General features: G+C 68.8%; 7 protein-coding genes and 2 pseudogenes. 4 read left to right on the forward strand and 5 right to left on the reverse strand.

All coding sequences use genetic code 11. The features are described from left to right. The first annotated feature begins 198 nt into the window (after positions 1-198). Positions 199-801 (forward strand): transposase, encoded by a 603-nt coding sequence (locus tag ACE1OA_RS34885; RefSeq protein WP_432751936.1) that lies wholly within the window; start codon positions 199-201, stop codon positions 799-801. A gap of 397 nt (positions 802-1,198) precedes the next feature. Here the strand turns inward: ACE1OA_RS34885 and ACE1OA_RS34890 are convergent, their stop codons facing one another. After that, positions 1,199-1,372 carry a hypothetical protein gene (locus ACE1OA_RS34890; RefSeq protein ID WP_384873359.1) on the reverse strand — a complete coding sequence of 58 codons (174 nt, stop codon included), beginning with the start codon at positions 1,370-1,372 and terminating at the stop codon, positions 1,199-1,201. A 17-nt stretch (positions 1,373-1,389) separates the two neighbouring features. Between ACE1OA_RS34890 and ACE1OA_RS34895 the strand changes: the two genes are divergently transcribed. Next, entirely contained in the window at positions 1,390-1,977 is a 588-nt protein-coding gene (locus ACE1OA_RS34895; RefSeq protein ID WP_432754015.1) for a TetR/AcrR family transcriptional regulator, read from the forward strand. Positions 1,978-2,027: 50 nt separating this feature from the next. Here ACE1OA_RS34895 and ACE1OA_RS34900 read toward each other — a convergent pair. Beyond that, positions 2,028-2,456 (reverse strand): annotated as a pseudogene (locus ACE1OA_RS34900) (eCIS core domain-containing protein); the annotation flags it as partial. Positions 2,457-2,726: 270 nt separating this feature from the next. Between ACE1OA_RS34900 and ACE1OA_RS34905 the strand changes: the two are divergent. After that, entirely contained in the window at positions 2,727-3,062 is a 336-nt protein-coding gene (locus ACE1OA_RS34905) for a DUF4267 domain-containing protein (protein ID WP_384866960.1), read from the forward strand. Between the two features lie 124 nt (positions 3,063-3,186). Here ACE1OA_RS34905 and ACE1OA_RS34910 read toward each other — a convergent pair whose 3' ends face one another. Together ACE1OA_RS34910 and ACE1OA_RS34915 are read right to left on the reverse strand one after the other, a co-directional pair. Continuing rightward, positions 3,187-3,756: an NADPH-dependent FMN reductase gene (locus ACE1OA_RS34910; protein ID WP_356777697.1), complete on the reverse strand. Its 570-nt coding sequence runs from the start codon at positions 3,754-3,756 to the stop codon at positions 3,187-3,189. 406 nt (positions 3,757-4,162) lie between these two features. After that, the gene (locus tag ACE1OA_RS34915) at positions 4,163-4,492 is read right to left on the reverse strand and encodes a deoxyxylulose-5-phosphate synthase (RefSeq protein ID WP_356777695.1); all 330 of its coding nucleotides are present in this window, start codon (positions 4,490-4,492) and stop codon (positions 4,163-4,165) included. Between the two features lie 524 nt (positions 4,493-5,016). Here ACE1OA_RS34915 and ACE1OA_RS34920 point away from each other — a divergent pair. Then, the gene (locus tag ACE1OA_RS34920) at positions 5,017-5,448 is read left to right on the forward strand and encodes a DUF5958 family protein (protein ID WP_432751935.1); all 432 of its coding nucleotides are present in this window, start codon (positions 5,017-5,019) and stop codon (positions 5,446-5,448) included. 442 nt (positions 5,449-5,890) lie between these two features. On the opposite strand, the pseudogene ACE1OA_RS34925 reads toward ACE1OA_RS34920, so the two are convergent. Next, positions 5,891-6,096: pseudogene (locus tag ACE1OA_RS34925) on the reverse strand (IS5 family transposase); the annotation flags it as partial.

A 6,096-nucleotide genomic window follows, 5' to 3' on the forward strand; every position in this document is an offset into this window, starting at 1 on the left:
CCGCCGGGGCCGACGGGCACTCCCTCGCCACCGCCAGCCTCCTGGCCGTCCTCGCCGTCGCTGCCGCAGCCACCCTCGCCGGTTCGCTCGCCTTCGCCACCGTCCACCCCGCTCGCGTCTGGTGGCTGGCACCCTGGCCCCAGCGACGTTCTCGGCGTCCTGCGCTCGCCCGCCATACGCTCTCTTCTGGCATCCCTGGTGTTCCTCGGCGCCCTCGACGTCGCAGCTATCGCCGCGGCCGAACAACAGGTCAGCGCCGTACGGCGGGCGCGGTCCGCTCGCGCACGCCGTCTGAAGAAGGACTTGGAGGTCTCGCAGCGACAGCGCTACGCCGCTGCCACGGGCCGGGTCCTGATGGCCGGGATGAACTGCGTCAGACCGGGTCGCGAGACCCGTCTGATCTACCGGACCCAGACGTACCGGGGCCGCACTGGCGAGAAGACGGGCTTCCGGGCCCGCGAGTTCGCGGACCTGCTGGCCTCTGCCCGCCGGCAGCTCGACGGTGCCCCGCTGATCGTGGTGTGGGACAACGCCAGCACTCACCACGCCAAGGCGTTGCGGGAGTTCTGCGAACGCAACAGCAAATGGCTGACCATCGTCAAGCTCCCGCCTTACGCACCCGACCTCAACCGGGTCGAAGGCGTATGGGCCCACCTGAAGAAGTCCCTGGCCAACCTCGCACCCCGCACGATCGACGACCTCACCCCGCTCGTGAAGAACCGCCTACGCGCCATCCAACGCCGACCGCAGATCCTCGTCGGTTTCATAGCCGAGACCGGACTCGGTCTGGAGCCTCCGTAGCCTGTCACCCCACCCTTTCAACCTCAGCGGCAACGTCAGCGGACGGGGGCGAAGCAGGATGGCGGTTCGTCGCCGTCGCTGGCGGTCGTCTCGGTCATCGCCGGGCCGTTGAGCGCGGTGCTGAGGATGTCGATGTCTGCTGACTACTGCGACGCATAGCTTGTTGTCTGGAAGCAAGCGTTGATCAAGGTCGTGAAACGATTTTCGGATGGCTCGTAGCGACCTGACGGATGCACAGTGGGAGCGGCTGGAGGCTGTGTGGCCGCTGCTGCCGAGGATGGGGCGGACCACTCCCGCCTCACACCGGTGGCTGGTCGACCCGGTCCGCGGCTTGCCGGCGAAGAATGCCAATGGTTTTCTGAGGCCAGGCGGGAGAGGGACGGAACCTGATCCCTCGTCAAAGTTCGTAGGGGTAGAGACTGACATTCTCGCGCTCGAAGAAGAGCTCGGCCCACGTGTCGGCGACGTCATCGGGGAGCGGATCAGCGAAATCCAGCAGGATCTTGGTGCCGTCCAAGTCCAGTACTGCGGCACCGTCCTGGGTGAGGCTGAGCTGTCCGCGCAGGACCATCCGCACCACCTACGGGCCTGCGGGAATCCAAGAAACAGGAGACCCGGCAGCTCATCTCCGATGTCGCCACCGGCTTGTTCCTCGCCCAGGGTTTCGAGCAGACCACCATCGCCGACATCGCCGACATCGCCGCCGCCGCGCGGGCGGCGAAGAAGACAGTGACCAACTACTTCCCACGCAAGGAGGACCTGGCCCTGGACCACCAGGACGCCTTCACCGTCTCCCTGGCCTCTACGGTGGCCGACCGCCAGGCCGGCGAGTCAGCCCTGTCGGCCCTGCGCCGCACCTTCACCGAAGCGGTCGTAGCCGCCGACCCGGTCGCCGGGTTCTCCGGCCCTGACTTCGCCCGCATGATCGCCGACAGCCCTACCCTCTCCGCACGCCTACGCGACCTGCACGACCTGCGAGAGGCCGCCTTGGCCGACGCTGCCGGCGCACTGCTCCGTGTCGACGATCCCCTCCTGGCCGCGAACCACTTCTCCGGCCTCCTGCTGTGGATTCCGGTGAACAAGGCCATGTTCACCGGCCGGTCCCAGGACACCGAAGCCGACCTCGACCGCTACGCCGCCGCCGGCGCCCGCGTCTTCCTCGCCGCCTATCGCTGACCACCGCGCCGCAACAGCCGATCTGTCAGACCGGAAAGGGGCCGCATGACGGCTTCGCGTTCGTAGGGGTCGGAGGGGCCTGAGGGGTCGGAGATCTTCAGGCCGCTTCCGTTGTCGGTGCCGGCGACGGGGCCTGGGCGTGCTGGATGACGTGGGTGAGTTCGTGGGCGAGGGTGTGTTTGTCGGTGCCGCAGTCGCCGCGGGGGAGTAGCCGCCGGGGGTGTAGGCGCGGGCTCTGACCTCGGCGCCGAGCCGGGACTCCATGTCGGTGCGGGTGGCGTCGTTGAGGGGACGTCCAGAGGTGCGCAGCACGTCGTGGACGGCCGAGCGCTGCACGGCGGGCTGTCCGGCCCGTGCGTTCTGCTGGTGGCCGCAGCCGGCCGCGTGCTGGTGCTGCTCCTGGGCCCAGGGGGACCCGCCTGGCGCAGGAGCTGAATCAGCGCCGTGTTCCCGGCGGGTGCGCTGGATGTCGGGGGCATCGGATGGGGCGAGCTGCTGCAACCGTATGGCTCAACCGTCCCTCGTCCTCGAGAGCTCCATACGAAATGATCTTCGAGGTGGCCGGGCGCTTGGTGAGCCCTTGCGTAGGCGGTCGGCCTGGCTGTCGGTCTTCTCCGGGATGACAGTGCTCACCCAGGTAGCCGTCGGGGTCGAGCACGCGCTCCAGCAGGGTGGCGGGCAGTGTCTCGGTCAGCTCGCCCGTCTCCCTCTTGCCCGTGTCCGGTGCGCGGGTGGGCTGTGGGGCCGCCGTGTCGAACGCGTCGTCAGCGGGGCCGGCCGCTATCGCAGGGCTGCGGGGCTTCGTCGGGTTCGGCATCCCCGGTTCACTGGTCGACGACCCCGGACTCCGGCCGCGGCTTCGGGTGAAGGGCCTGCGGGAGCTCGCGCCCGGGGTGTTCGTCTTCGCGCTGATGCTCACCGCTACCCCGTGGGTGCCGGGCTGGTACCTGATCGTGTTCGCCGCCGTACCCGCTGGAGACGCCCTCGTCGTGTTGCGCAGCGGCGGGCCGAAGGCCACCGCGTACGGCGTCCACGCCGCGACCTCCGCGGTGATGCTGCCGACCGGCATCTGCCTCCTGGTCTGACGCGCCGGATCCACGCCCTGGCGCGAGAAGATCCGGCTCGACCTCTGTGGTGCCGGCCCACCCCCGGGGGCCTGCGGCGATGACCTCACTGATCCGGCTACTCCTGTAACCGGCACGGCGTGGGTCACTCCCGTGGCAGCACGGTGAGCACGCGGATGACGTGCTCGCGGAATTCCTTCATGAAGTCGCTCAGGAACTGGCGGGTCGATTCGTCTCTGACTTCGCCGTCTTCGCCGAACACCTCGGGTGTGAACTTGATGTACGCCTCGGGCGCGGTCATCTGCCGAGCGTTGCAGAACGCCATCACCGCCCTCAGGCTCTGCTGGGCGACCGCTGTGCCGATCTGCCCGATCGATGCGCCGATGAGCGCAGCGGGAATGTGGTCGAAGGAGTTCTGCCCCCAAGGGCGCGAGGCCCAGTCGATCGCGTTCTTCAGCGCCCCCGGAATCGACCGGTTGTATTCCGGCGTCACGAACAGCACAGCGTCCGATCGGGTGATCGCCTCCTTCAAGGCGAGGGCCTCCGCCGGGTAGTCGCTGTCGTAGTCAGGGCTGTACAGCGGAAGGTTCCCGATCGGGATCTCGGTGAACCGCAGGTCCTCTGGCGCCAGCCCGATCAGGGCTTTGGACAGCACGCGGTTGATCGAAGTCGAGGACAAGCTGCCGACGAAGTAGCCGACGTCGTAGACAACCATCAGGTACGCCTCCCAGAATCGCTGAAGCCGATCGGGGCGATGAGCGCCCGTTCGGGACAGAAAGCACCTTATGGGGGCGCTGCTGGGGTGCCCGTCCGCGGACACGCGTGACGCGGACACATTCTCTGGCACTCGTCATTGCGCGGGACCTCGTCGACCCCGTGGTGCAGTCGCGCAGGGCTCGGTCCCGGCGGTGGTGTGGTCCACTTCAGCACCTGCGCGTCAGCGTCGCTCGACCCCTGCGGCACCCCCGGGTGCCCCCAGCGGCTGATGTCTGGGCTGACGGCTGGGCGGGTGTGGGGGATGGCCACGGTGGGGCCCGGCGTGCCGGGCTGCGCGACCCGCCGGGAGAGATCCTCGGGAAGCGACGGTCCGAGCTGTCCGCGGATCGGCGGCAGGGGGAGGGCTACGGCAGCTCGCGGCGCACCAACGCACGTGCGAACGGTTCCCCGGTCCTTCGCGCGTAGGCCATCCGCTCGCGCACCTCGCTGAGTGTGCGGGGACGATAGCCGGGGCCGCCACAGCAACTCTTGTGGAAACGCACCCCGGCATTCAAAAGCACCGACAGGGTCCGCCAGGCGGCAGTGTCGCGCCGCCGCGGCGCAGCGAAGGCAGCACCCACATGGATCAACGGCTCGGCGCAGCGAGGGCAGAGCCGCTCGTGGTCACCGGGATACGACTGCTTGTAGGAGGCCCGACACGGCAGGCAGACAAAGGAGGTCTTCGTGTGGGCCATGCCGGCCAGAGTACGGCCAGTCCGGGATGAACTCGACCGGGTTTCCGTGACATCCAGCATGATCGAGGGCGGAGGCTTCACCGTGGGCGTGGGCACGCTGTCACCCGAGCATGACTTCGAGGGATCGGGGCACGAGAGGGTGAAACCTCAAGGAGGAGCAATGTCAGCGTTGTTGACCCGCATCAGGCGCTTCACGCGCAGTCCGCAGGGCCGGCGGGCTGTTGCCGCGGTTCGTCAGGCCGCTCGTGACCCCCGCAATCGTGCGCAAGCCGGCCGCCTCCTGGGTCGCCTGCGTCGGCGGCGGTGAGTTGGGGGATGCAGTCGGAAGAGTCCCGGCCGAGGTGACTGCACCCGGCCGGGCTCAGGCGGTCGGCGCATTGAGCTCGAACGAGATCCGCACCGGGGCCCGCCCGTGCTGTGTCGGCTTCCTCGGGAGTCGTTTCGCGGCCGACCGAACGATCCTGCGCAGTCTGGGGTGCGGTACCAGCCTTCGCCTGGATCCGGTGTCATGAAAGCATCAAGCGATGACCGAACCGAGCAGCGCCGTCGGCCGCACTTTCCGGCGCGAGACCGAACTGGTCGTCAACGAGATCGCCCAGGGGCTCCGCCCGTTGGACGATGGTGTGAGCTGGTTCTCCGGCCTCGCCCCGACGCGCCAGCAGATGGTTCTGCAGGAAGTCGCTGGTTATGCGTTGCAGGCGCACATAACAGCTGTGGACGGCCGTGTGGGGGTGGCGCGGTCCGGCGTGAAGCCCACCGCTAACCCCTCGGTGATGATCTGCATGGACCCGCCCCGCTATGGGTTCGCAGGCATGCCCTCCGCCGAACACGTCAAGGCGTTCCGCGTCCTCGTTTCGGTGTTCGCCGTTGCTGACACCCGCCGCCGCGAGACGTACTGCAAAGGCGCCTGCGGACACGCATGGCACAACCTGCCGGCGGTATCCGAGCAGCCGTAGCATCAGCTACTCCGCCTCTGGCTGGGCCGGCTATCTGGGCGGCACTCCCCGGGTGACAACCTCTGCAGGTCAGCGCGCTGCGGGTGGGGGAGACGTGAGCAAGTCTGGTCAGTCGAGGTGCAGGACTGACCCCCGGCTCACTTCGCCATCACGCGCTCGGCGATACCGGGTGGCGTGATCGGTCGGGCCCCGGCGGGTATGTGAGCCTCTCATCGGCCACCAAACTGGCCGGTCCGTGGGCTTGGTGCCCCGCCAACCCGCTGGAACTAGGGTGGGGACATGGCACTGGTCACAAAGGGATCGCGGCTCATTGGACGGCACTACTTACCGGTGGCGGCTCCGGGGACGGCCGACCTACGACCAGGGCCTCGCCCATTCCCCCCTTACCTACGCAGCCGAGCACGCTGAGACGCCGGGCACCACACTGGTGGCTCGGCGCCTTCTTCCTGCCGTGGTCGCCGCGTGAGACGGCCGGCCCCGTCGTGGCGGCGCGCACCGACTGCGCGTCGATGATCCCCGCGGTGGGCTCGGCCTCGCGGCCCTCGCGGCCCTTGCGTTCACGGAGCGTCCCGCGCGGTCGGTCGTGGAACTGGGCGATCAGCCCGTGCTCGCGCCGGCGGCGGAAGAAGGCGTAGACCCGGGCCCGTG

It is taken from the genome of Streptomyces sp. JL2001 (genome assembly GCF_050917515.1).
Classification (GTDB): Bacteria; Actinomycetota; Actinomycetes; order Streptomycetales; family Streptomycetaceae; genus Streptomyces.

Coding starts and splice junctions, on each gene's coding strand:
- ACE1OA_RS34915 (WP_356777695.1), bottom strand. CDS start 4,492: ATGGCCCACACGAAGACCTCCTTTGTCTGCCTGCCGTGTCGGGCCTCC.
- ACE1OA_RS34920 (WP_432751935.1), top strand. CDS start 5,017: ATGACCGAACCGAGCAGCGCCGTCGGCCGCACTTTCCGGCGCGAGACC.
- ACE1OA_RS34890 (WP_384873359.1), bottom strand. CDS start 1,372: ATGGTCCTGCGCGGACAGCTCAGCCTCACCCAGGACGGTGCCGCAGTA.
- ACE1OA_RS34910 (WP_356777697.1), bottom strand. CDS start 3,756: ATGGTTGTCTACGACGTCGGCTACTTCGTCGGCAGCTTGTCCTCGACT.